The sequence below is a fragment of the Deefgea sp. CFH1-16 genome, from assembly GCF_016881365.1.
Taxonomy (GTDB): Bacteria; Pseudomonadota; Gammaproteobacteria; order Burkholderiales; family Chitinibacteraceae; genus Deefgea.
Genome location: NZ_WLYT01000001.1, coordinates 658,817 through 681,677 on the forward strand (window position 1 = coordinate 658,817; position 22,861 = coordinate 681,677).

28 protein-coding genes, 1 pseudogene and 1 riboswitch are annotated in these 22,861 nt (G+C 43.6%); of the genes and pseudogenes, 5 read left to right on the forward strand and 24 right to left on the reverse strand.

The annotated features are described in order from the left end of the window. Positions 1–2 precede the first annotated feature (2 nt). The 20 genes and pseudogenes from GKO28_RS03505 to GKO28_RS03595 form a co-directional block, all read right to left on the reverse strand. Complete coding sequence (locus tag GKO28_RS03505) at positions 3–200, reverse strand: hypothetical protein (RefSeq protein ID WP_182075374.1); 198 nt, start codon at positions 198–200, stop codon at positions 3–5. Between the two features lie 139 nt (positions 201–339). Continuing rightward, entirely contained in the window at positions 340–762 is a 423-nt protein-coding gene (locus GKO28_RS03510; RefSeq protein ID WP_182075375.1) for a glycosyltransferase family 2 protein, read from the reverse strand. Positions 763–1,171: 409 nt separating this feature from the next. Beyond that, complete coding sequence (locus tag GKO28_RS03515) at positions 1,172–1,717, reverse strand: EpsG family protein (RefSeq protein WP_307839076.1); 546 nt, start codon at positions 1,715–1,717, stop codon at positions 1,172–1,174. A gap of 79 nt (positions 1,718–1,796) precedes the next feature. Continuing rightward, entirely contained in the window at positions 1,797–2,681 is an 885-nt protein-coding gene (locus GKO28_RS03520) for a hypothetical protein (RefSeq protein WP_182075377.1), read from the reverse strand. Continuing rightward, positions 2,672–2,806, reverse strand: coding sequence for a hypothetical protein (locus tag GKO28_RS22625; RefSeq protein ID WP_374220708.1), 135 nt, complete (start codon positions 2,804–2,806; stop codon positions 2,672–2,674). The genes GKO28_RS03520 and GKO28_RS22625 overlap by 10 nt, the downstream gene beginning before the upstream one ends. Before the next feature lie 179 nt (positions 2,807–2,985). Then, positions 2,986–3,993, reverse strand: coding sequence for a polysaccharide biosynthesis protein (locus GKO28_RS03525; RefSeq protein ID WP_182075378.1), 1,008 nt, complete (start codon positions 3,991–3,993; stop codon positions 2,986–2,988). Positions 3,994–4,010: 17 nt separating this feature from the next. Then, the gene (locus GKO28_RS03530; protein WP_182075379.1) at positions 4,011–5,363 is read right to left on the reverse strand and encodes a lipopolysaccharide biosynthesis protein; all 1,353 of its coding nucleotides are present in this window, start codon (positions 5,361–5,363) and stop codon (positions 4,011–4,013) included. Positions 5,364–5,380: 17 nt separating this feature from the next. Continuing rightward, complete coding sequence (locus GKO28_RS03535; RefSeq protein WP_182075380.1) at positions 5,381–6,496, reverse strand: DegT/DnrJ/EryC1/StrS aminotransferase family protein; 1,116 nt, start codon at positions 6,494–6,496, stop codon at positions 5,381–5,383. Between the two features lie 2 nt (positions 6,497–6,498). Continuing rightward, positions 6,499–7,583: pseudogene (locus GKO28_RS03540) on the reverse strand (DegT/DnrJ/EryC1/StrS family aminotransferase). Between the two features lie 378 nt (positions 7,584–7,961). Further along, positions 7,962–8,393, reverse strand: a complete 432-nt coding sequence (locus GKO28_RS03545) for a GNAT family N-acetyltransferase (RefSeq protein WP_182075381.1) — start codon at positions 8,391–8,393, stop codon at positions 7,962–7,964. After that, positions 8,386–8,946 carry a dTDP-4-dehydrorhamnose 3,5-epimerase gene (rfbC, locus tag GKO28_RS03550; protein WP_182075382.1) on the reverse strand — a complete coding sequence of 187 codons (561 nt, stop codon included), beginning with the start codon at positions 8,944–8,946 and terminating at the stop codon, positions 8,386–8,388. Before rfbC ends, GKO28_RS03545 begins: the two co-directional genes overlap by 8 nt. A gap of 133 nt (positions 8,947–9,079) precedes the next feature. Further along, positions 9,080–9,979 carry a glucose-1-phosphate thymidylyltransferase RfbA gene (gene rfbA, locus GKO28_RS03555; protein ID WP_182075383.1) on the reverse strand — a complete coding sequence of 300 codons (900 nt, stop codon included), beginning with the start codon at positions 9,977–9,979 and terminating at the stop codon, positions 9,080–9,082. Positions 9,980–10,001: 22 nt separating this feature from the next. Next, positions 10,002–10,265, reverse strand: coding sequence for a DUF2442 domain-containing protein (locus GKO28_RS03560; protein WP_182075384.1), 264 nt, complete (start codon positions 10,263–10,265; stop codon positions 10,002–10,004). 79 nt (positions 10,266–10,344) lie between these two features. Beyond that, the gene (locus tag GKO28_RS03565; RefSeq protein ID WP_182075385.1) at positions 10,345–10,779 is read right to left on the reverse strand and encodes a DUF29 domain-containing protein; all 435 of its coding nucleotides are present in this window, start codon (positions 10,777–10,779) and stop codon (positions 10,345–10,347) included. Between the two features lie 11 nt (positions 10,780–10,790). After that, positions 10,791–11,348, reverse strand: coding sequence for a sugar nucleotide-binding protein (locus GKO28_RS03570; protein WP_247646328.1), 558 nt, complete (start codon positions 11,346–11,348; stop codon positions 10,791–10,793). Then, complete coding sequence (locus GKO28_RS03575) at positions 11,336–11,863, reverse strand: NAD(P)-dependent oxidoreductase (protein ID WP_247646331.1); 528 nt, start codon at positions 11,861–11,863, stop codon at positions 11,336–11,338. Before GKO28_RS03575 ends, GKO28_RS03570 begins: the two co-directional genes overlap by 13 nt. Beyond that, on the reverse strand, positions 11,860–12,216 hold the full coding sequence (locus GKO28_RS03580) for a four helix bundle protein (protein WP_182075386.1): 357 nt from the start codon (positions 12,214–12,216) through the stop codon (positions 11,860–11,862). Before GKO28_RS03580 ends, GKO28_RS03575 begins: the two co-directional genes overlap by 4 nt. Before the next feature lie 10 nt (positions 12,217–12,226). Next, positions 12,227–13,357: a dTDP-glucose 4,6-dehydratase gene (gene rfbB, locus GKO28_RS03585; RefSeq protein WP_182075387.1), complete on the reverse strand. Its 1,131-nt coding sequence runs from the start codon at positions 13,355–13,357 to the stop codon at positions 12,227–12,229. 226 nt (positions 13,358–13,583) lie between these two features. Then, positions 13,584–14,552 carry a Wzz/FepE/Etk N-terminal domain-containing protein gene (locus GKO28_RS03590; RefSeq protein WP_182075388.1) on the reverse strand — a complete coding sequence of 323 codons (969 nt, stop codon included), beginning with the start codon at positions 14,550–14,552 and terminating at the stop codon, positions 13,584–13,586. Between the two features lie 141 nt (positions 14,553–14,693). Next, positions 14,694–15,335: a protein-L-isoaspartate O-methyltransferase gene (locus GKO28_RS03595; protein WP_182075389.1), complete on the reverse strand. Its 642-nt coding sequence runs from the start codon at positions 15,333–15,335 to the stop codon at positions 14,694–14,696. 90 nt (positions 15,336–15,425) lie between these two features. Then, positions 15,426–15,579, forward strand: a riboswitch (TPP riboswitch). Positions 15,580–15,675: 96 nt separating this feature from the next. Between GKO28_RS03595 and thiC the strand changes: the two genes are divergently transcribed. Next, positions 15,676–17,601: a phosphomethylpyrimidine synthase ThiC gene (thiC, locus tag GKO28_RS03600; protein WP_182075390.1), complete on the forward strand. Its 1,926-nt coding sequence runs from the start codon at positions 15,676–15,678 to the stop codon at positions 17,599–17,601. Positions 17,602–17,996: 395 nt separating this feature from the next. On the opposite strand, the gene GKO28_RS03605 is transcribed toward thiC, so the two are convergent. Both GKO28_RS03605 and GKO28_RS03610 read right to left on the reverse strand, forming a co-directional pair. Next, the gene (locus GKO28_RS03605) at positions 17,997–18,329 is read right to left on the reverse strand and encodes a hypothetical protein (RefSeq protein ID WP_182075391.1); all 333 of its coding nucleotides are present in this window, start codon (positions 18,327–18,329) and stop codon (positions 17,997–17,999) included. Between the two features lie 4 nt (positions 18,330–18,333). Next, positions 18,334–18,867, reverse strand: a complete 534-nt coding sequence (locus GKO28_RS03610) for a transporter (protein WP_182075392.1) — start codon at positions 18,865–18,867, stop codon at positions 18,334–18,336. Between the two features lie 242 nt (positions 18,868–19,109). Here GKO28_RS03610 and GKO28_RS21030 point away from each other — a divergent pair, with 242 nt between their 5' ends. From GKO28_RS21030 to GKO28_RS21040, 3 genes are read left to right on the forward strand one after another with little or no spacing between them, the layout of a single operon-like run. Continuing rightward, positions 19,110–20,111, forward strand: coding sequence for a peptidase U32 family protein (locus GKO28_RS21030; RefSeq protein ID WP_282099221.1), 1,002 nt, complete (start codon positions 19,110–19,112; stop codon positions 20,109–20,111). Continuing rightward, positions 20,074–20,862: a DUF3656 domain-containing protein gene (locus tag GKO28_RS21035; RefSeq protein WP_307838940.1), complete on the forward strand. Its 789-nt coding sequence runs from the start codon at positions 20,074–20,076 to the stop codon at positions 20,860–20,862. Before GKO28_RS21030 ends, GKO28_RS21035 begins: the two co-directional genes overlap by 38 nt. Positions 20,863–20,887: 25 nt before the next feature. Further along, a complete protein-coding gene (locus GKO28_RS21040) occupies positions 20,888–21,082 on the forward strand; it encodes a hypothetical protein (RefSeq protein WP_282099222.1) in 195 nt (64 codons plus the stop codon). Positions 21,083–21,186: 104 nt separating this feature from the next. Here GKO28_RS21040 and GKO28_RS03620 read toward each other — a convergent pair whose 3' ends face one another. Continuing rightward, a complete protein-coding gene (locus tag GKO28_RS03620) occupies positions 21,187–21,519 on the reverse strand; it encodes an MbcA/ParS/Xre antitoxin family protein (protein WP_182075393.1) in 333 nt (110 codons plus the stop codon). Positions 21,520–21,620: 101 nt separating this feature from the next. Then, complete coding sequence (locus GKO28_RS03625; protein ID WP_182075394.1) at positions 21,621–21,944, reverse strand: rhodanese-like domain-containing protein; 324 nt, start codon at positions 21,942–21,944, stop codon at positions 21,621–21,623. A 283-nt stretch (positions 21,945–22,227) separates the two neighbouring features. On the opposite strand from GKO28_RS03625, the gene GKO28_RS03630 reads away from it, so the two are divergent. Further along, positions 22,228–22,698: a DMT family transporter gene (locus GKO28_RS03630; protein ID WP_182075395.1), complete on the forward strand. Its 471-nt coding sequence runs from the start codon at positions 22,228–22,230 to the stop codon at positions 22,696–22,698. The last annotated feature ends 163 nt before the right edge of the window (positions 22,699–22,861 follow it).

A 22,861-nucleotide genomic window follows, 5' to 3' on the forward strand; every position in this document is an offset into this window, starting at 1 on the left:
AATCATCGCAACAATCTGCGTAAAGGATACTTAATATTTTCTATTGATTTAGCCAATATACATAAACTGAAAGTTACAAAACCATCTGAATATAAAAGATCCCATGCTGCTTTATATTCACGATGCATTTTAATAAATGAGGCAGAAAGACCAGATTCACCAACTGCTTTTTTATACCCGCCAGCTAGATCTACTTTCATATACAAAAAATTACCATGACTTAAATTTGATACCCAGCATTTAAGGTCTTCTGAGCGAGTTAATCTGACATCAAAGGGTATAAGACCTGACTTCTTAACCATAACTGTTGGTGTAAAAACAGGATTACGAAATAAAAAACTATACAAAGAGATATTTTTTTATTCCCTTACTGCAAGAATTAAATTTATTCTTCTTTAGATCAAAAACATAACCATGACATGAGAAAAAAGCATTCGTGCGTATCATTAGCTCTTCTTGAAGTTCCAATTTATCTGGGTGCCAAATATCATCCGAATCAAGAAAAGCTACAAATTTGCCTACTGACTCTGATACTCCAACATTTCTCGCATACGCTGCACCATAGTTTCCATTCAAATCAACAACTTTGGCAACACCGCCCCATTCATCAACAATAATTTTTAATTCATCAAAATTTGATCCGTCATTTACAATAATAATCTCAAGAGCTTGGCGAGTTTGCTTTGATATTGACTCCAAAGCACGCAACAAAGTTTGAGCAGCATTATAGTACGGAATAACAACGCTCACATTTGAATTCATGTCACATCCCAATTAAAATTATAAGGTAAGAAAGGTGAAGGACCAACGCCTTCACCATCAACAAAATTTTTAACTTTTCCAGAAAATGCTAAAGTACCAATTATAAAAAAACATAATATAGAATACCTAAATTTCGAATAATTTGAACTAAAATTCAACTCAGAAATAGAACAAAAAAAACACAAAAAGAACAAGTAATTGCAAACGCAGGCCAGCGTATGTGTATCGACCCAAAAAAAAGGCACACAATTCAAGGAAAGCAAGGAAAATTAAATATTTCTTTGAAAGCCCTAGCTTAAGAAAATAAACAGCGAGGGCTGTTGACATAAAAATAACAATAGGAACCAAACCTGACAGACCACTAGGAGACTCAAGATCTTGATAAACTAAAAATTTATATAACAGTCTATCAATAAAAAAAAGTAACACTTATAGAAATAAAAATAGTAATTATGAATACATCACGTTTCCTGAATGAAGGTAACAGCAGCAATACAAAAACTAAAATCCCTGACATTTGCATTGCAATGCTCAATACAATCAAAAAACATGTAAATACTATATCTTTATTTTTATATGCAATAGCGGCATGAAATGCTAGCAAAAAAGAAACACCATACCTAATCCCATTCATTGACATGTCATATAAAAAATATGGAAATATCAACATAACAAAAACACAAAATTTCTCACGACTACTTGAAAAAATAAATACAGAATAAATAACTACAAACCCAGAAATAAAATTAACAATAAAGTGAGAGTTAAATCCAAGAAAATCAAAAAACTTCACAACTAAAACAAATCCATACTCGGTATCAACCTCCATCCCCGATAGGATATCAAGAACCATTTGCAGGTATACTGCAGTATCGGTACCAACGTTCCCTCGCAACACAATTATAAAAAATGCAGGGATCATACCAATACTAAAAAAAAAAATGGCAGGTATGATTCAGCCACACTGTCATACTTTATCCAGCATGCAACCCCAAATAAAGCCAACAGATACAAATAAGGGATTATATATACGATCATATTTTAAGCTTATTTTTTTGAGCTCTCACCAAATTTCGTAATTGCTCAGCAGCAGCTTCTGTACTAATTAAACCATTTAGAACAATTACATTTTTTTTAACACGCCGAGCAATCAAGCGATTAAGTATACGTTTAACCCCCCATGCAAACTCAAAAAAGATAGCACAGAAAAAACTGAAGAAAAATTTAAACTTACCCTCGGTACGAATTACTTCCTTCACTGGGATCACTAACCTAGAAATTTCATTAGGATGATAAATCATGCATTTTAAAAAAAGTCGACTAAAATCTGGCTTTAAATTGAGACTAGGGTCGTTTTCATTAAGTATTTCTACCGCCTTCAACAAAGAAAATGACCAAACAGTAGGTACTGAGTAAAAATCAGGAACTCTTGTATCCCAAACAAGATCCTTAAATGGAGAGATATGTGGATTATTACGAAGATCACCACGATGACCGCCATTTGCACTCTGACCAGTTGTACTTGCACCTGAAGCGCCTGGTATTATCACAGGATAATCTACTAAATAGCAATCTTTTGACTCTATTGAAATTAGTGCAGAACTAAAAATATCAGGACTTACACCACCAAATAAAAAACCATATTTTTTAATAATTTTATCAATCAGTTTGGATGAAATCATTCCCGAATAAGCTCTAGGCATTTCAAAAACACCACCTCCGAAATTACACAAAGCATAAGACAATGCCTTACGTGTAGGATGTCGCTCTACAACACCTGAAAATGGAGTGATGTGAAGAGTCCCAGCGTAAGAATCACCTCGCGTCTTATGGTGAAAATCAGGCCAATAATAAAAAGCAGGAAAATTGAACTTCAAACAATCGAAAGAGTTATTGCTAGCCCATTTTGCTAAAAACATAATATCTCATCACTGACAAAATCATCATCACCAATAAATACTAAATAATCACCATCTGCGGCATTTAATGCAATATTAAAATTATCAACAACGCTAATTGAATTAGGTGGACGTACTATTTTCAATTGATCTGAAGAATAACCGACAGAGAAAAAAGGCGAAATATCATCAAACTAGGCTAGTATCTGAAACAACAACTTGAATTTCATCTGAAATGGAGAGTACCGATTTAATCGTTGGGATTGCATAACGTGCTCGATTATGAGTTGGTATGATTACACTTAGCAGCATGATTTTTTCACTTTTAATTCAATACTTTTTTTACATAATCTAATGTCAATAACAGATTTTTAATCTCAACAACATTTAGCATATTTGTATTATGAGAAGTATAATCATCAACATTATTGGCTTCAGGTTGCCCCTCTAAAATAAATTTATCATAATTCAAATCTCGATTATCGGCAGGGATACGGTAATAACGCCCCATATCTTTCGCTTTGACCATTTCCTCACGAGAGACTAAAGATTCATACAATTTCTCTCCGTGCCGAGTACCGATAATATTAACGACTGCATCACTGTTTAATAATTCTTTAATGGCAACAGTTAAATCACCGATAGTGCTTGCTGGTGCTTTTTGGACAAAAATATCACCTTGCTCACCATGTTCAAATGCATGCAACACCAGATCTACCGAATCTTCAAGAGACATTAAAAAACGAGTCATATTGGGATCTGTAACCGTTAATGGCAACCCTGCTTTTATTTTTTCAATAAATAGGGGAATTACGGAACCGCGAGATGCCATTACATTTCCATAGCGTGTTGCACACATTACCGTGCCGCCAGCAGGTACGGTACGCGATTTGGCGACCAATACTTTTTCTGCCATTGCTTTAGAAATACCCATGGCATTAATTGGATATACGGCCTTATCTGTACTTAATAAAATAACGCGTTTTACACCCGCGTCGATAGCTGCATTTAGTACATTTTCTGTACCAATTACATTTGTTCTCACAGCCTCCATTGGGTAAAACTCACATGATGGAACCTGCTTTAATGCCGCAGCATGAAATACATAATCCACGCCCCGCATAGACTGTCTGACACTGGTATAGTCCCGCGTATCCCCGATATGAAATTTTACTTTTGGATTACTAATTGCAATCCTCATATCTTCTTGTTTTTTTTCATCCCGACTAAATACGATGATCTCACGCACATTTGTGTTTAAAAATCGATTCAATACAGTATTCCCGAATGAACCCGTACCACCAGTGATCATCAAGACTTTATCATCAAACATTTACAACTCCGAATAAGCTATTTCAATAAAAATAAACAAATAATAAGAAACAATAATACTGGGCCAATTGCTAGTGATGCGGCATAGACGGTGTACCGTCTAACTTGACGAAGCATTACAGAGCGCCCCCAAGATAAAATAGTCGAACAAGAATGGTATATCGCATAACTCACGCAAATAAAATCTAATCTATTAAGCCATGAGCCTATGAAAATACAGAAAATCAAAATCATTGTAAGTAAGACAGAAATTCTAGCTTGAAAATTAAAATCTTGAATCGAGGTTAAAAATACAAATGGAATAAATCCTAGCGCACCAATGGCTAGCCCAGGCATTAAAATTGCTACATACTTGGACACCAAAGGAACAAAAGGAAAAGAACTAAGCCACATATTTAATATGTCATCACGAAAAAATAGCAAAAATATAGAAATAGATAAAATAACTCCAATCATAGCAAATACAAAATATTTAACTAAATGAAGTATTTCTTCATTTTTTATTTGTGTCACCGCCGAAACTATTTTGGGTTGAAAATATTGTGCAATAGGCCCACCTAAGATTGCCAGTGGCGTCATACAAAATGTCATTGCAAAAAAATAAGCTGATACCTCTGCGGCAGACATATAGTGTGAAATTATTAATTTATCCGCCTGCAATGCTAAAGCACCAGCAACACCAAACAAAAAGAGTGGTCGGCCAGACATGGCCACCTTTTTTAGCCCAGCGAGAGTAATCCGCCCCCTATTTCGACAGTCTTTAAACGTGTTTATTCCAATAAAAACACGATGTAATATTAAAACATGCAGAATACCCAAACTACAATGCACGATTAAAAACCCATTAACTGATGACGTAACATATTTCAACACCAACAATGTACAAATTGCTTTAATTAAAACAGCGACAGCTTGAATGGCACTTGCTAATTTATATTTCTGTATCGAAATGAGTGCCGTTGTGATGGTATTTTGTAAAACACTCGTAAAAAACAACGTAATAGCAAGCAAAAAATTTCCTATAGTTATTTCATTTAAATAATCGAAAAATCCATGTGCGCTTATAAATAAAAATGTAACAACCATATAAATTAGCGTCAAGAAAGCTATAGAGCTAAAATAGGTATTTATTTTTTCTATGGGCTCAGATTCCATAGCTAACTCACGCCCAACAATAGTTGCCATTCCGAAATCTAGCATTAATAGTAATGCTTGAATCGACAAAATAACAACCAATACACTAAACTGATCTACACCTAATAACTTGCTATACAAGGGCAGAAAAACAACCCCCACGAGCACGCCACCTGCTTTGCTAAAAAATAGCATTACTAAGTCAACTAACCCTTTCCTTCTGAATACTGACTGCATTTTTATTCCAATTAAATTTACGCAGCAGCCAAGACTATATCCGCAATATATTTTACATCTGTATTATCAAGCCACCAACCACAAGGCAACGCCATAATACTCGCTTGCAATTTAATTGAATTTGGTAAGTTTCTGCTCGATATATGTTCATTAAAACAACTATATGTGCTATTCAAATTATGTAGAATCGAAGCTGAAATACCTTGCTTTTTTAGCGTTGCCAATACTTCATCACGTTTTGGTGTGCTAATAAGATAAACCCAATAGGCTGGTACACTTTGATCAAGTGGCTTGATTAATTTTATACTGGCATGCGTCATAAAACGTTCATCTAAATACGCAGCATGGCGACGCGCCTTAGCAACTCGTATTTCAACATCAGATAATTGGACAAATCCTAGAGCGGCGCAGAAATTATTCATTGTATAAGCCCAGCCGGCTTCCACAATATCTTCAGCCGGATTGATTTCACCATCAGCGCGCCTGAACTTATTTAAATTAATACCCAAGCGGCGTAACCGACGAGCATCTGCAGCGCTTTCGGGCGTTCGACAAACTAATGCACCACCCTCAGTAGTATTAATTTGCCGATTGGGATAAAAAGAATAAACAGCAAAATCACCCCATGCGCCAACATTTTTGCCTTCATACTTCGCTAAAAGTGCATTATCACAATCTTCAATTAATGCAATACCATGCTCGCGGCAAATCCTCGCAATTTCAGCTACTGGTCCAGGGTAACCTGCAACATGATATAAAATAACGGCTTTAGTTTTAGCTGTAATTAATGAAAGCAATGACTTTGCGTCAATACATACACTTTGTGGAGATACATCGGACCAAACAGCGGTTGCCCCCATAGCAGCAATTGGCGAATTTGTCGCAAGACATGCAAATGGAGAGGTAATGACTTCATCACCAGCTCTTACACCCGAAAGATACAAAGCCAAATGAATCGCACTGGTCATATCGACAGTCGTTACAACATGCTCCACATCAAGCAAGCGTGCCAAGCCAGACTCAAACTTAGGCACATACTCGCCTCCAGCAATACGGCCACTCCGCAATACCTCAATGGCAATGCTTTCCATTTCTGGCGAATTAAATACACTAAATAATGAAACAGGCTTCACACTTAACCCCGCTTTAAAGCATTAACTATTCTTTCTCGATCTTCATCGGTTACCCACCAACCGCACGGGATATGTATCATGCGCTGGTAGTATTTTTCAAGCTGTGGAAGTACTGCTGCATATGGTTTGAATATACTGTGATAGTGATTGGGGCGATGTAATTTGTTAGCGGCCACTCCAATCTCTGAAAGTCGCTTTTCAACATCGGCAGAATCATCAGACAATACCGTATAGAGCCAATAGCTAGGCTTCGCTGCAGCATCAAATTGAGGAATGTACAGTCCAGAAATATTAGAAATATGCTCGTCAAAATAATGACCGTTAGCTTGATGCCGACTAATAACATTATCAATCCTTCAAGCTGCGCCAAACCAATGGTGGCCGCTACATTATGCATATTGTATTTATAACCCACGCTTGTAATATCGATTTCGGTGCGCGGAATACCTTTCTCGAGCCCAAACCATCTAAACTTCTTGGCTGCCCGCAATAAAGACTCATCCTTAAAAGTGAGCACACCACCATCTACCGTCGTCATGTGCTTAATGGCTTGGAACGAGAAGATTGCGAAATCTCCAATACAACCAATGCCTTTATCATTGTATTGAGCGCCAAGTGCGTGAGCGCAATCTTCAATCAAAGGTATCCTATGGCGTTGAGCAATCTCTGCAATTTCTGCTAAGCGAACAGGAATTCCAGCGTAATGAACCACTACAATTGCACGGGTTTTATTTGTTATTTTCCGCTCAATATCCGCCGGATCCAAATTACCAGAATTAATGTCAACATCAGCAAATACTGGAGTTGCTCCAACCTGTAAAATAACTACATTCGTAGGTTCTGCGGTCATGCTCGTAGTAATAACCTCATCATCCGCAGTGACACCGGCCAAAACCAGGGCAGCATGTAATGCAGCAGTACCACTCGACATTGCAATTGCACGATCAAGCCCAAAATGCTGCGAAAATTGACGTTCAAATTCATAAACTGGCTCACCTTCTGCCAACATACCGCTATAAAGCACCTGCTCTAGCATTGGCATTAGTTTATTACTTTCTGGCAAACCTACTTTAATTAGTGGAAGCATTTTTTTCCTAAATTCTATCTAACAAACCAATCCAAATTTTTTCATGTATGGTATTCACATTAAAATTAGAATCGAAAACTAACCACATCTGATTTGCTTCTTCATCAAGAGTGACAACCCCATACTCTTTATCAATTTTTTTTTATTAAACAATCATCGCTAGATAATAAAAATTTAATTCTACGCGGCATCAAATTTCTAATGGCAGAAAATACCACATCGGGATCACCTGACCAATCGACAAGTGTTCTAATAGAACCATTATCTACATAACTAAATGAAGAAACATCAACAACTACTTTACAGCCTGAAATTGCAAATGAAGGAATAACAGCTAAATCAAACTGTTCAAATTTCTGATTAAAAATTAATTCTTCATCAAAAAAAATCTATTGAACCTGAAAATGCTTTTCCTACCATTTCAAAACCTTGCCTAATATATACAGCAGGGAATCGTGTCCATAAAGTGCAAGCTGAAAGACCAATATCTTTCGAAAATTTAATTGAACGATCTAATAATAATTTTGCTATACCACAGCCTCTAAATTCGCTTTCCACACAAACAAGTCCAATAATCCCATAAGCCCCAATTTCAGCATGCACACATCGCTTCAGAACTAAGCCACCAATGACACGGCCAGCTTTTTTACATAGAATAAAATAAATATTATCTGAGCCACTCAAAAGAAAAGGAAAGTGTTTTTTTAATGAAATTCCACGTTCTCTAGATTTAAAGAAAACATCCCAAACCAACTCAGAAAACACTACATTTGACTGTGTGCCAATAAAAATTTCAACATCGTCATTCATTAATAAAATCTTTTAATAAAGCCTGCTGATCAAAGGCAATACCCGCTTGATCTTTTTTGGACAGCTGAGGTTCAATATCTAAAGGCCATTGAATATTTAACTCTTGATCATTCCACAGCAAGCTACGTTCAAACTCTGGAAACCAATAATCAGTCGTTTTATATAAAAACTCAGCAGTTTCACTCACCACCATAAATCCATGGGCAAAGCCTTCAGGGATCCAGAGTTGACGTTTATTTTCTTCCGAAAGTGTTACACCAACCCATTGACCAAAGGTCGGTGACGTTTTACGCAGATCGACCGCCACATCAAATACTTCACCTTGTGTACAGCGAACTAATTTGCCTTGCGGATGCTGAATCTGATAATGCAGACCGCGCAAAACGCCTTTCACCGACTTGGAATGATTGTCCTGAACAAAGTTAACTTTACGCCCAATCGCAGTTTCAAATTTGGCTTGATTAAAGCTCTCATAAAAAAACCCACGTTCATCACCAAATACTTGTGGCTCAATGATTTTAACGTCGGGGATTTGGGTATCAATAATATTCATAGTTCAGGGAGTACGGTGTGGGGAATAGGGATTAAAAATCACCAGCAACCCAACGCCAAATTCTCAGTTCCTTTTATTTATAAGTCGGAGGTGCAGTTCGCTGCGCTTAATGCACCCCACTTTTAATAAATGATTATTTAATCATGCTCAGCAGGTATTGGCCGTAGGCGTTTTTCTTTAGCGGTTGGGCGAGTTTTTCTACTTGAGCGGCATCAATCCAACCTTTGCGATAGGCAATTTCTTCTGGGCAGCAAACCTTCAAGCCCTGCCGAGTTTCAATCGTTTGGATGAACTGGCTAGCATCGAGCATTGACTCATGCGTACCCGTATCCAGCCAAGCATAACCACGATGCATAATTTTTACATCTAATTGATTTTGCTGTAGATAGACTGCATTCACATCGGTAATTTCTAGTTCGCCACGTGACGAAGGTTTAATATTTTTAGCAACATTAATTACGCTATTGTCATAAAAATATAAACCAGTGACTGCATAATTAGATTTCGGTTTCAGTGGTTTTTCTTCGATAGAAAGAGCTTTACCAGTTGCATCAAAATCAACCACACCATAGCGCTCTGGATCATTCACGTGATAAGCAAAAACGCTAGCGCCATTTTCTTTATCCGCAGCGGTTTTTAATAAATCAGCAAATTCATGACCATAAAAAATATTATCGCCCAGCACCAGAGCCACATTATCTTGGCCGATAAATTCTTCGCCAATAATAAAGGCTTGCGCCAGACCATCTGGACTTGGCTGTACCGCGTATTGCAGTTTGATACCCCATTGGCTACCGTCGCCGAGCAATTGCTCAAAGCGTGGAGTGTCTTGTGGGGTAGAGATAATCAAAATATCGCGAATACCTGCGAGCAATAGCGTGCTCAGCGGGTAATAAATCATCGGTTTATCGTAAATCGGTAGCAATTGCTTCGATACGGCGATCGTAGCGGGGTAAAGTCGAGTACCCGAACCACCGGCTAAAATAATACCTTTACGGCTAGGATTTGCGATTAGAGATTGGGGATTAGTCATTTTTGCCATTTTTTGTCATGGATTATGCTTGTTTAAGCCACGAAACGGTTTTACCCGTCGCCATTTCATACAGTGTTTCTGGGCTCACATCAAATCCGCAGGGCCACGCTAACGTGGGCCATTCATCAAGATAAAATTGCGAAAATAGTGCTTTATCTTTCAGTTGCTGGGCAATTGGGTAGCGATTAATCAACTCAGTTAAATCAACAAGACCGATTTCATCGGTATTGAATTTCAATTGAATACAATAGCCATCCAAATATTTTGCGGATTCAATATGTATCATGATTTATCCTTCACACTCGTGGTGCGACTTTATGGAATTCTTTACATGCCCACATTGCCATTAATTCAAAGTTGCACTATCACCCGGGTAGCCAATCCCCCAACACTTCATCACTCGTCCATGGGCAAGCCTCTGGAAAAATATCAAATCCAAGTTGAGTTTCTTTATCGGCAGCTTCACGTGCATCTAGCCATGCATCGTCCCACCAACCGCGATCATTCAAACTCGCTTTTAGGCTGGGGGTATTTTCTAGGCGTCGGCTCAACGCCTTGCGCTGTTCACGGATCGTATTTTTCCAGCTGCTTCCTTGTCTGTCTGGCTGATATTGCCATTTGAGCAAGTGCGCTAGTAGTAATGCCATTCGGTTCGCCAATTCACGTTGTTCGCTTTTACCCACGTCTTCAATCTCCTCGGCAATATGCGCTAAATCCAGCAGTTCAAAGCGCCCTGCACGAATCAACCTCGCTTGCTCGCTAGCCCACGCAACAATGTCTTGTTCATAAGAAATAGTCATTGCAATCTCCTTCACTTTACATCCATCAATTGCGTCATCACTTGCTGCACACCGACTTGCCAATCGGGTAGCTCTAACCCAAAAGTGCTTTGCAACTTTTGCGTATTCAAGCGCGAATTAGCTGGACGTGGTGCGGGAACTGGGTAGTCACTTGCGGGAATCGCTTTAATCGCTTCGCTAGTAATTTTTAGGGTATAGCCCTGCTCGTTAGCAATTTTGTTGATTAGCGACGCATACCCATGCCACGAGGTTTCGCCTGAGGCGACCAGATGATAGGTGCCATTGATGCTAGGGAGTTGGGAGTGGGGAGTGGGGAGTAAGTTCTCAACCACATCTTCGCCACCTACCAGTCTACTTTGATCGACCATCGAGATAGCGGTGCTCTGAAGTAAGTGCGCGGCACTGCCTGCTACTCCCAAATCCCTACTCCCTACTCCCCACTCCCCACTATCCATCACCTGCCGTATCGCATGTGCGGTCACATCCGCGATTAAACTTGCTGAGGTTGGCGCGCCGATTTGATCGGCCACCACGCTCAGCGCATCGCGCTGCTGCATTAAGCGCAGCATGGTTTTTTTAAAAAATTAGCGCCATGCGCGCCAAATACCCAGCTAGTACGGAAAATCAAATGCTGACAACCGCTGGCACGAATCGCGTCCTCGCCGGCCAGTTTGGTTTTGCCGTAGACCGATTGCGGATTTGTTACGTCGTCTTCCAAATACGCACCGTCTTTGCGGCCGTCAAACACATAGTCGGTCGAATAATGCACTAGCAAAGCACCGAGCTTGGCGGCTTCGTCGGCAAAAACCTGCGGCGCGGTGGTATTGAGTAATGTTGCCAGCTCAACTTCAGATTCGGCCTTATCTACCGCAGTATGCGCGGCCGGGTTCACGATAATATCGGGGCGAATGCGTTGCACTAAGTCACGGATGGCATCAGGATTGGATAAATCACAATCATCGCGATCCACCGCAACCACCTCACCCAGTACGGCCAGGCTACGCTGCAGCTCAAAACCCACTTGGCCGTTTTTACCCGTGAGTAGAATGCGGGGAGTTGGGAGTGGGGATTGGGGATTTGTCATATTAATGACGCCATTTTTTTATGTAAGCCCGTCAGCAAACGCGCTGTCGTGCTAATTTGATTAAAAACTGGATGGTCTGCTGGTAAATACTCTAGCATTTTTGAAATTTCCAATTGGGTATCTAACTCTGCTAAAGACCCACGCGCAATATTCAAAAAATGCACATATTCCTTGGTAGATCCTCTAGCAACACCTTCGGCAATATTGGATGGAATCGACACCACTGCGCGTCTCATTTGGTTGGTTAAACTAAAGAGTTCTTCACGCGGATAAGTTGCGGTAATTTGATAAATCATTTTTACCAGCAGCATGGCCTGTATCCATACCTCCAGCTGCTTGTGGGTCTTTTCCATTCCCTACTCCCTACTCCCCACTCACCGCATACTGCTTTTCCACCCACTCACGATAAGCACCGCTGGTTACATTGCTCACCCAGTCTTGATTGGCCAAATACCACTCTACGGTTTTACGAATGCCCGATTCGAAAGTCTCTGCCGGTTTCCAGCCGAGTTCACGCTCGAGTTTTCGCGCATCAATGGCGTAGCGCCTATCATGCCCAGGGCGATCGGTTACATAAGTGATTTGGCTGCGGTAAGTGACGGGATTCGGTATTAGGGACTGGGGATTAACTGCACCATTCCCCACTCCCTCTTCCCCATTCCCCGCCTTACGAGGAGCCAGCTCATCCAGCAAGTCACAAATCGTATGCACCACATCGAGATTGGCTTTTTCATTCCAGCCACCAACGTTATACGTCTCGCCCACTTTGCCAGCTTCAAGCACGCGGCGAATTGCTGAGCAGTGATCTTTCACATACAACCAATCACGAATTTGCTGGCCATCGCCATAAATTGGCAACGGCTTACCTGCCAGTGCATTCAGAATTACCAGCGGAATCAGTTTTTCTGGAAAATGATATGGGCCGTAATTATTTGAGCAATTAGTGGTTAATACCGGCAAACCATAAGTATGGTGCCAAGCACGCACCAAATGATCCGATGCCGCTTTTGATGCTGAATACGGGCTATTGGGTTCAAACGCTTTAGTTTCGCTAAACGCAGGATCATCCGCTGCCAGCGTGCCGTAGACTTCGTCAGTCGACACATGCAAAAAGCGAAACGCCGCTTTTTGCTCCGCAGCCAAATCAGTCCAATAACCGCGCACGCTTTCTAATAAATTAAAGGTGCCAACCACATTGGTTTGTATAAATTCGCCTGGCCCAGTAATTGAGCGATCCACATGCGATTCGGCGGCAAAGTTAATCACTGCACGGGGTTGGTATTCGGCGAGCAATTTGCCAATAATGTCCCGATCACCGATATCTGCACGAACAAATAAATGACGGGTATCGCCCTCTAGCCCTTTAAGGGTATCGAGGTTACCGGCATACGTTAGCTTATCGACGTTAATCACCATCTCGTCACAGCCAGCTAACCAATCTAAAACAAAATTACCACCGATAAAACCAGCTGCGCCAGTTACTAAAATAGTCATTCAATCTCTACCTTTCGTGCAATTTATATAGCCACTATGGCTCTATATAAAACATGTAATTTATTAATTTTAACCGTGCAATTTCAGCAAAATAATTAGCATTTACCTGCATCAACGATGCATTACTTTGCCCTCCAAGCCGCAGCAATTTTGCTTAACAGCGCTAATGACTGGCTATTTTCTCTTGATTTGGTGATGGCTTCAGCAATAAATGCCCATAAAATACTTAAAAAAATAACGCGGCAAATGTTGCCAATAAAATGATTAATACACGCTTCGGACCGGATTTTTCATCAGGCACTTCGGCAGCAGTCATTTTTAATTCATCGCGCTCTTGTTTTTTAATTAAATCAATGCGGCGATCTAAGCGTTCAATTAAAGCATCCCAATACGCTTGCTGCTGCAAAGCACCGACTGCGGCAATCCATAAGCCGGTATTGTTGGCATTGCTTTGTTTTTTCATACTATCAACGACCAATCGCTGCAAACTCGAGAGCTGATCTTGCATTCGCACCAATTCGTTTTGCATCATATCGCTGACGCCACCTTGCAACGTTGATTCAGCCTGAATCGCCGCTAAGCTGGTAATGCCATAACGATCTGCAGCGGACAATTGATTAATCATTGCGGCCAAATCGGCTTGTTTAATTTCGGCATCGTATTTGTTTTTATTTTTTTGCGCCATTTCACGGCGAGTTTCTAAATCATAACGCTGCTTAGAGCTATCCAATAATCGCATTGCATATAAATTACTTTGCAACGCTGAACCCATTTTATTGGCTAACAAAGCCGCAAATTCCGGGTTTTCGTCGGTGACATTAATATCTAAAAAGCCATCTTTGGCATTTAACGTCACTTTAACCGCCTTGCCCATTTCTTTGCGCGTGGCTTGGCGGCCTTTTGTTTCAAAGTGCTCCGCCAGTTTCATTTCTTTGGCGATGGCTTCTTGCACTTGATCGTTGCCCAATACCCAGTTGTACACTGCCGCATTTTTCGACGGTGCAATTTTAAGTGTTGCCGTGTACTGATTGGGCAAACTGAACGCCACCACGGCTGCGATCACGGCCACCAGAATCGGAAGACCAATAATCAGTTTTTTATGTTTGGTTAGGACTAGCACCAGATCCAATAAAGAAATTTCTTCCTCTGCATCTGGCTTGTGATGAGATGTCTCGCTGGCGTTGACTGCAGTCATTGGCGTGTATTCTGTAAAAAGATTAAAAATTCAAAACATCGAAAAATGCCGACCATTATAATCGATGACGTTCAGTTTTGTTTTTTTGTAAGAAAAAAGCCAGCATTTGCGCTGGCTTTTTGATTTAAACCATACAAACGATCAAAATTCAAACGCAGGCATCGTCACCCGCATTCTTGGCAAGTTGTAATCAAAGACCTGCTTTTGCTCAAGCTGGGCACCTGCTTTCTGAAAGCGCGTGGCGTACATCATGGGCTCTTCACCAATCACCGCAATCAAGCTGCCGTTTTGCGCCAATTGCGCCAACAAGGCATCAGGCGCTTGGGCGAACGATGCAGTGGCGATAATCGCGTCAAACGGGGCTTGGCTATTGGCAGCCAAAGCATCGCCAACTTCAGCGCGCGCATTTTTAATGCCAGCGGCTTTCAGCTGGGCATTGATAAATGCCACATATTCAACATCCGCATCCACTGCCACCACTTGCGCACACAAACCGGCAGCCAAGGCCACCAAGTAAGCTGCGCCGGAGCCGACGATCAGCAATTTGTCGGTGGGTTTTAAGTCAATTTCTTGCAAGAAACGCGCTTCAACCTTAGGAGCAAGCATCAGCTGGCCATGTGCCAATGGCAATTCCACATCCACAAAAGCCAGTTCTTTTTTATCCGCAGGAACAAAATCTTCACGGCGTGTATTGAGCACCCGAGCAAGAATCACAGGATTCAACACATTCCACGGGCGAATTTGCTGCTCAACTAAAAGATAACGTGCGTTTTCCCAATCCATGTTTGCTTCACCTCAAGACAAGCCGACTACGGCGATTAGATTATTCAATTTGTCTTGCAATTATCCCACAACTCTTTTAATTTCACATTCATGAATCGCTAGGGGTTCCGATTTAAGCGACTTTTCTTCTGAAAATGCCATTTTTGGCCAATCTCACAAGAAACAACGTCAGCAAATCGGATGAGATATACCCTTGGAACCTGACCCGGTTAATACCGGCGTAGGAAAGCGAGTCGCTGACTTTTTGCGCCCTCACTCCTATGCCGTCTTTTTAAATCACGCGCCAACGAGCGCGACTGAATCACTCACTAGAGTTTGAATCAGTGCACAGGAGAACACCATGAACGCAAAAGCAGAATTTTCCGCCGATTCGGCCGTCGTTGACGAAGCCGCCATCAAGCCGCTGCCTAATTCACGCAAAATCTATGTACCAGGCTCACGCGCTGACATTCAAGTGCCAATGCGCGAAATCAGCCAAGCTGATACCCCATTGCAAATGAGCATCAGCGGCGCGGTGGAAAAAAACCCACCGATTTTTGTGTACGACTGCTCAGGTCCTTACACTGATCCAGCGGCTAAAATCGACGTGCGCAAAGGCTTAGAGCCAATTCGTGCGGCGTGGATTGCCGAGCGCAACGACACCGAAGTGCTTGCGGGCCTGACTAGCGAATTTGGCCGCATGCGCGAAGCGGATCAAAGCCTTGATGTACTGCGTTTCGAGCTCAAACGCCAACCGCGTAAAGCGCAAGCTGGCAAAAACGTATCGCAAATGCATTACGCCCGCCAAGGCATCATCACCCCAGAAATGGAATACGTCGCGATTCGTGAAAACATGAACCGTGCGGCTTACCTAGAAAGCCTCAAAACCGACAGCCCAACCGGCGACAAAATGTTGGCGATGATGAATCGTCAACACAAAGGCGAAAACTACGGCGCGAATATGCCGGATGTGATTACCCCAGAATTTGTGCGCAGCGAAATCGCCTGTGGCCGCGCCATTATCCCGAACAATATTAACCACCCAGAATCGGAGCCAATGATTATTGGCCGCAACTTCTTGGTGAAAATCAACGGCAATATCGGCAATTCTGCAGTAACGTCTTCGATCACCGAAGAAGTCGACAAAATGACTTGGGGTATCCGCTGGGGTGCCGACACGATTATGGATTTGTCGACTGGCAAAAATATTCATGAAACCCGCGAATGGATTTTGCGTAATTCGCCAGTACCAATCGGCACGGTGCCTATCTACCAAGCACTAGAAAAAGTCAACGGCAAGGCTGAAGACCTGACTTGGGAATTGTTCCGCGATACCTTGATTGAGCAAGCAGAGCAAGGCGTGGATTACTTCACGATTCATGCAGGCGTATTGCTGCAATACGTACCGATGACGGCCAATCGTATGACCGGTATTGTGTCACGCGGCGGCTCGATTATGGCCAAATGGTGCTTGGCGCATCACCAAGAAAACTTCTTGTACACGCACTTTGAAGACATTTGCCAAATCATGAAGGAATACGACGTTGCCTTCAGTTTGGGCGATGGCTTGCGTCCGGGTTCAATCTGGGATGCCAATGATGAAGCGCAATTGGGCGAACTCAAAACATTGGGTGAACTCACGCAAATCGCGTGGAAACACGACGTGCAAGTGATGATCGAAGGCCCAGGCCACGTGCCAATGCAATTGATCAAAGAAAACATGGATAAAGAGTTGGACTGGTGCCATGAAGCGCCGTTCTACACCCTTGGCCCATTGACCACCGATATTGCACCGGGTTACGACCACATTACGTCAGCGATTGGCGCTGCGCAAATCGGTTGGTACGGCTGCGCGATGCTGTGCTACGTAACGCCTAAAGAGCATTTAGGCTTGCCAAACAAAGCCGACGTGAAAGAAGGCATCATCACGTACAAACTCGCCGCGCACGCCGCTGATTTGGCCAAGGGTCATCCGGGCGCGCAGATTCGTGACAATGCACTCTCTAAAGCACGTTTCGAATTCCGCTGGGAAGATCAGTTCAATTTGGGCCTTGATCCAGACCGCGCGCGTGAGTTTCATGATGAAACGCTGCCCAAAGACAGCGCCAAAGTCGCGCATTTCTGCTCAATGTGTGGCCCGCATTTCTGCTCGATGAAAATCACCCAAGACGTACGCGAATTCGCCGCCAAACAAGGCATCAGCGAAATCGAAGCGCTCAAGAAAGGCATGGAAACCAAATCCATCGAATTCGTGAAAACCGGTGCCGAGGTATATCACAAGCAATAATACTAGCCGCTGGCTAGCGTGAGATACCCATAAAATAAGGGCAATATTCAGATTTGTTGTTGATGCTGTGTCGCGCTCGTCGAGCTGGGGCTTAATACCCCGTCTAAGCGCACCGAGTGAGGAGAGAGACAAACAGCTATATCGTTTGGCTCACGATGATCGAGGGCACAGCGGAGCTGGGCGAGATCAAAATCGCCTTTCTTTCCCCTCTTTTCTTTGGCGAGTCAAAGAAAGAGGGTGGCCGCCACTGACTGCGACTGTAAATCACCGTGCCGCAGGCACTTAAAACCATCAACAGCTATTTTGAACCGCATCAAAAAAACGCAGCGCAAAAATATTGGTCGCTGCGTTTTTTATTTCCTGCCAGTCCACTTTAAATCTGATTTAAATCCGATTTACCAGGCGTGCGACAGCACCAGCGAGATTTCTCGTTCTTTGCTTGTGCCTTGCGCAGTGCTCACCGGCCATTCGCCCACTAGCCGCACACTATTACCCCTCGACAAACGAAAATTAATCGCGCCGCCAGCGAGCCAATTATTGATTTGATCATTAGTAGCTCTACCGCCACGCGTCACCATGCCACCGGTTTGATATTCTAAAGTCGCCGCCAGCCACATCTCAGGAATCGGGCTGAAACTCGCCATGGTTTTAAAGTGATATATATTTTTTTGTTCAAATCGACCGATTTTATAGTCCGGATTGTCGGCAAACCAAGATAGTCCCGCCACACCCTCAAAAACCCATTGATTTCATCGTCCAAGCCAATTGGCACTCAGGAAACAGCATCCAGCGATTGGCGGTGATATTGGCTGATTGGTTTTTTTCATACGCGGCCGTTGGAATATTGACCTGTACCCCACAGGCGCTACTTAAGCCGTTGCGATCATAGTGTTTGATCGCCTCGCGATCTAAAGCCGGCCGGCGATAGACACCCACACCAAAGCCCAACATTACATCACCAATACCATCGGCCTCAGCCTGCGGGCGGCGACTATTTGCAAACGATTGATCCACAGTCACATACGGCAATTGCACCGCCACATACGCCAATTGCCCCGCAAGATCAAAATATTGCGCTTGCCGCAAGCTCACGCTGCGTTTCTTGACGACCTCAATCTCACGCGGTCCACGTGGCGATTCAATATGTAGCTGACGAAAACGCATCGAGGTGCGACTGGTATCATCCGCCACCAAACCATACTGCCGTGGGTCAACCGCATGCGTTGGCAAACTGATGAATACCCCTAGCACCACACTCCAAGCCACTTCTTATTCATTGCCATATCAAAACCCAAAACCCAGCGAGGCCGCATACAATATACGGACTTTACCTTATATAGCAGCAACACTTACAAACAAAACCAAAATAAACAATGAATTGAGTAAGCCCAACAACACTCGTCAATCCACACCCCAACCCGCACAAAATCATCCCAGCCAATCATACCGCTAAGCCTTTGAATACGTTATACTTCTGCCCCTTCGCCTGACTTGCTCTGGATTGCATTATGCTTTTGCCGCACCAACTTGAATTACTTGCCCCAGCCAAAACCGCCGAAATCGCGCGAGAAGCGATCTTGCACGGCGCAGATGCGGTGTATATCGGCGGCCCAAGTTTTGGCGCGCGGCACAATGCCAGCAATCCCATTGAAGACATCAGTGCCTTGGTGTCTGTTGCGCATCGCTATCATTCACGCGTATTTGTCACGCTCAATACCATTTTGCACGACAACGAACTCGAACCGGCACGCCAGCAAATTATTCAGCTGTATGAAGCCGGTGTCGATGCGCTGATTGTGCAAGACATGGGCGTACTCAAACTCGATATTCCGCCGATCCAGCTGCACGCCAGTACGCAATGCGATATTCGTAGTCCTGAAAAAGCTAAATTTTTATCGGATGCTGGTTTTTCGCAAATCGTGTTGGCGCGAGAATTGGGCGTAAAGCAAATTCGCGAAATCAGCGCGGCCATTGGTGACACCGCGACGATTGAATACTTTATCCACGGCGCTTTGTGCGTGGCGTTTTCTGGGCAATGCAATATCAGCCATGCAGCGACCAATCGCAGCGCCAATCGCGGCGATTGCTCGCAAGCTTGTCGCCTACCGTACACCTTGACCGATCACAAAGGCCAAGTGGTGGCGTTTGATAAGCATTTGCTGTCGATGAAAGACAACGACCAAACCGATAATCTCGCGTTGCTGGTCGACGCTGGTGTGCGCTCGTTCAAAATCGAGGGTCGCTATAAAGACGCGCAATACGTTAAAAACATCACCGCGCATTACCGTCAGCACCTTGATGCTATTTTGGAGCAACGTCCTGATTTAGCCCCGGCATCAAGTGGCCGCAGCGAGATTTTCTTTACCCCCAACGTCGATAAAACCTTCCACCGCGGCCATACCGATTATTTTGCCACTGAGCGTAAAACCGATATCGGCGCGTTTGATTCGCCCAAATACGTTGGCCCTACCTGTGGGAACGATCACTCGCGTCACCGACAAATTCTTTGAAATGCAAATCATCGACCCCACCGAGCCACTGGCTAACGGCGATGGTCTGAATTACATGAAAAAACGTGAAGTGGTCGGCGTGCAAGCCAATACCGTAGAAGCCATTGATAAAGCGGCTGGCCTATTTCGCGTATTCCCCAATGAGGCGATGAGTGAGCTTGTTGGCCTCAAAGCAGGTATTGGCATGAACCGCAATCGGGATCATGCTTGGGAGCAGATACTCAACAAAAAATCCGCTGAACGTAAAATCGGTGTGTGGCTCAATTTGTCTGAAACTGCGACGGGTCTTGCGCTCACCATGACCGATGCCGACGGCTGTACGGTGACTGTTGACGCGCCGATGGCGCTCGAAGTTTCACAGAATGCCGACAAAGCGTGGAGTGGTTTGATTGGTGGTTTGGGTAAACTCGGCAATACGATGTTTTACGCCGAAGACGTATCACTGAACTTGAGCCAGCCTTGGCATGTGGCCGCATCGGCAATTAATGCGCTGCGCCGCGAAGCCGTTGAGCAACTCGAACTTGCCCGCGTTGCGGCATGGCCTAAGCAAGAACGCAAAGTGCCGCTTGAGCCGCCAGCGATTTACCCCGACGAAACGCTGTCGTTTTTGGGTAATGTGTATAACAAAAAAGCCCGTGAATTTTATCAACAGCACGGCGTAAAACTCATCGCTGCCGCCTACGAGGCGCACGAAGAAGCCGGTGAAGTGCCGTTAATGATTACCAAGCATTGCCTGCGGTTTTTCGTTTGAACTCTGCCCGAAACAAGCCAAAGGCGTGATTGGTGTCAAAGGCCAAATCAAGGCCGAGCCAATGACGCTGTCGAACGACAAAGAAAGCTATACGCTCAAATTTGATTGCAAGCCGTGCGAAATGCATGTGATGGGCAAAATGAAACCGCACATTTTTAAAATCGCCACCACCGTCGATTATTCCAGTGCAGACCATTACCTTTCACAAAGCCAAACCTGAACCGGAAGGCTATAGCCATTAAACGACTGCACAAAAAATGCCGCTATGAAATGAGCGGCATTTTTTTAAACGAAAAATACAGTCTTTGACCTAGAGTCTTTGACCTAGGATTGCGCGGCATCCGGCGGCGTGCGCCATGGCGGTAATGGCGCATATTGCGCGAGTAATTGGCTAACGCGCTCAACACCATCGGCGGTCCCCACCAGAGATGCGGGCGACACGCCATTGAGCGCCACATGTGGGCAGGTAATCCACTTCACCACGGTATTTAAATCACCCAATTTATGCTCAGCCATATCAATCACGGCCAGCCAAGGCAGCAATATTTGCGGCTCAAATTGCACCACCGCCATTAAATCGGCATGCAAATCGGGCTGCCCAGCCAGCTCTCGCTCGAGTAATTCAAAAAAAACGCCAATTCGCGTTAAATCCATCATTGCCTCTACTGCGGTTTGTTCTACTGCGGTTCAGGTCTACGCCATCTTGATGCCATCAGCCTTACATTTTTCGGCAAGAAACGGTTCGATCTTCCCTGTGCTTAATAGCGCGCCATATTCGGCTCAACATCATTGGCCCACGCTGCAATCCCGCCGTCTAAATTAATCATATTTTCAAAACCTTGCCGTTCCAAAAATCCCGCCACTTGATAGCTACGCACGCCGTGATGGCAAATCACCACGTAAGTGGCATCAGGATCTAAGCGCGTTTGCTCACTGGGGATGTGACTCATCGGCACATTTTGACTGCCATTAATTTGGCATAAAGCCACTTCCCAAGGCTCGCGCACATCTAATAAAGCAGGCGCTGCACGGCTTGGGTCTTGCAGCCATAGGTAAAGATCATTCGGATTAATATGTTGCATTTTTATTGGCCTTTGCATACCACGACAACGCAAAAAATAATGCGCTGCGTATTTAAAATCGATTCAGTTTGAGCGCCAAATATCGCGACTCCCCCAAGTTGGCTGACCAATCCTTACCGTAATAGCGAGTACATCGATGACAAGCAGACCACGATGCAAACCCACTTTGGCTCAACGATTTGGCGCATGGCGCGCAAATTAAATCAGTTTCAGGCTAGAGGCAATCAATTTAATTCTTTACTATGGCCGCAGCTCGCTGTCGCAAGTCTTTTTTGGAGTTGTCATGACTTATCTTTATAGCTTATTCGCCCTCACCATTGGCCTCATTATTCCCTTGCAGGCGGCCATTAATAACCAACTCAAGTCCGTCATCGGCCACAGTACTTTACTGGCGGCCTTGGTGTCGTTCTCGGTGGGTACGCTGGCCCTACTCTGCATCAGTCTAGCAACTGGGCAAAAAATCAGTGCATTAGCGCAGCTCCCGAAAGCCGAGCCGTGGATGCTGTTGGGAGGTCTACTTGGCGCGGTGTTTGTTTTTGGCACCACCTTGATCGCGCCTAAACTCGGCGCAGCGACGATGTTGTCGCTCATTATCACTGGGCAAATTATTGCCTCAATGCTGTTTGATCGATTTGGCTGGTTTGCTATGCCGATGAAAGATTTGAGCTGGCCGCGCTTACTCGGCGCAGCCTTGATTATTATTGGCGTGGTCTTGGTGAACTTTGGCAATGATTGGCTTCATCCCAAGCCTTAGGCGCTGGCTTGCTAATTACCTCTATCTACCTTTAATTATACTTTTTTATAAGCACGCAAAAACTTTCAACAATAGAAATACTATGAATTAAATCAATACATTACTGACACTTTTATCAATTCACTAGTCTTTTTCATCCCCAGAATATTAATATGTTTTTGCT

Coding starts and splice junctions, on each gene's coding strand:
- GKO28_RS03590 (WP_182075388.1), bottom strand. CDS start 14,552: ATGACTGCAGTCAACGCCAGCGAGACATCTCATCACAAGCCAGATGCA.
- rfbB (WP_182075387.1), bottom strand. CDS start 13,357: ATGACTATTTTAGTAACTGGCGCAGCTGGTTTTATCGGTGGTAATTTT.
- GKO28_RS21030 (WP_282099221.1), top strand. CDS start 19,110: ATGCTTTTGCCGCACCAACTTGAATTACTTGCCCCAGCCAAAACCGCC.
- GKO28_RS03630 (WP_182075395.1), top strand. CDS start 22,228: ATGACTTATCTTTATAGCTTATTCGCCCTCACCATTGGCCTCATTATT.
- GKO28_RS03595 (WP_182075389.1), bottom strand. CDS start 15,335: ATGGATTGGGAAAACGCACGTTATCTTTTAGTTGAGCAGCAAATTCGC.
- GKO28_RS03565 (WP_182075385.1), bottom strand. CDS start 10,779: ATGACTATTTCTTATGAACAAGACATTGTTGCGTGGGCTAGCGAGCAA.
- GKO28_RS03560 (WP_182075384.1), bottom strand. CDS start 10,265: ATGATACATATTGAATCCGCAAAATATTTGGATGGCTATTGTATTCAA.
- GKO28_RS03620 (WP_182075393.1), bottom strand. CDS start 21,519: ATGATGGATTTAACGCGAATTGGCGTTTTTTTTGAATTACTCGAGCGA.
- GKO28_RS03510 (WP_182075375.1), bottom strand. CDS start 762: ATGAATTCAAATGTGAGCGTTGTTATTCCGTACTATAATGCTGCTCAA.
- GKO28_RS03505 (WP_182075374.1), bottom strand. CDS start 200: ATGAAAGTAGATCTAGCTGGCGGGTATAAAAAAGCAGTTGGTGAATCT.
- rfbA (WP_182075383.1), bottom strand. CDS start 9,979: ATGACTAATCCCCAATCTCTAATCGCAAATCCTAGCCGTAAAGGTATT.
- GKO28_RS03575 (WP_247646331.1), bottom strand. CDS start 11,863: ATGACAAATCCCCAATCCCCACTCCCAACTCCCCGCATTCTACTCACG.
- rfbC (WP_182075382.1), bottom strand. CDS start 8,946: ATGAATATTATTGATACCCAAATCCCCGACGTTAAAATCATTGAGCCA.
- GKO28_RS03570 (WP_247646328.1), bottom strand. CDS start 11,348: ATGCTGCGCTTAATGCAGCAGCGCGATGCGCTGAGCGTGGTGGCCGAT.
- thiC (WP_182075390.1), top strand. CDS start 15,676: ATGAACGCAAAAGCAGAATTTTCCGCCGATTCGGCCGTCGTTGACGAA.
- GKO28_RS03525 (WP_182075378.1), bottom strand. CDS start 3,993: ATGTTTGATGATAAAGTCTTGATGATCACTGGTGGTACGGGTTCATTC.
- GKO28_RS03580 (WP_182075386.1), bottom strand. CDS start 12,216: ATGGAAAAGACCCACAAGCAGCTGGAGGTATGGATACAGGCCATGCTG.
- GKO28_RS03625 (WP_182075394.1), bottom strand. CDS start 21,944: ATGCAACATATTAATCCGAATGATCTTTACCTATGGCTGCAAGACCCA.
- GKO28_RS03545 (WP_182075381.1), bottom strand. CDS start 8,393: ATGAATGACGATGTTGAAATTTTTATTGGCACACAGTCAAATGTAGTG.
- GKO28_RS03530 (WP_182075379.1), bottom strand. CDS start 5,363: ATGCAGTCAGTATTCAGAAGGAAAGGGTTAGTTGACTTAGTAATGCTA.
- GKO28_RS03520 (WP_182075377.1), bottom strand. CDS start 2,681: ATGTTTTTAGCAAAATGGGCTAGCAATAACTCTTTCGATTGTTTGAAG.